This window comes from Mariniflexile ostreae, assembly GCF_042427585.1.
Classification (GTDB): domain Bacteria; phylum Bacteroidota; class Bacteroidia; order Flavobacteriales; family Flavobacteriaceae; genus Pseudalgibacter; species Pseudalgibacter ostreae.
The window spans coordinates 1-534 of record NZ_JBHMFC010000076.1; the positions used below are offsets into that span (position 1 = coordinate 1).

1 protein-coding gene is annotated in these 534 nt (G+C 32.6%); it reads right to left on the minus strand.

Translation table 11 applies throughout. The features are described from left to right. Nucleotides 1–147: 147 nt before the first annotated feature. Nucleotides 148–534 (minus strand): transposase (locus ACFFU9_RS11805; RefSeq protein ID WP_379861651.1); only part of this gene is annotated, 387 nt, incomplete at its 5' end.

Sequence of the window (534 nt, forward strand, 5' to 3'; positions counted from 1 at the left end):
AAGTAAGGCTTAATGGATTAATAACAATAAAAAAAAGCAAAGAATTAGGTGGGTTCTTTGCTTTTTTTGATAGTCTTTAAGTTTTTTTTAAAACTCACTCATAATAGGGCACAATTATCCTATGTTTTTTATTGGTTTTTTAAAAATTTATGCTACGCTTCCTAAAGATCCCTGTTGCATTCTTCTACCAATTTCAAGGCAATTAGCTGTGTGTATTCCAAAAAATATCCAAAGTATTTCCGTGGCTTTGGTTTTTGCTTTAATTTTTTTTAGGTGGTAATGTTCTTTTTCTTTTCCAAAACTACCTTCTAATCGCGATGCGCGCTCTTTGGTAATCATCGCTTTTAATTTCTTTTGTTGATGATGATGTTTTGAGGGTTTTCCTTTAGGTTTAAAATCGGTTTGTATCGTGTTGCCTGTAGCAAAAACTCTGTTTTTGTTAGTGGCATAAATAGCATCTGCTCCGGCTATTTTTACTTTTATTTTGGTAAGTCCTTGGGCTTTGTAAATCGTGTTTTTAAACTGGGTACCTTC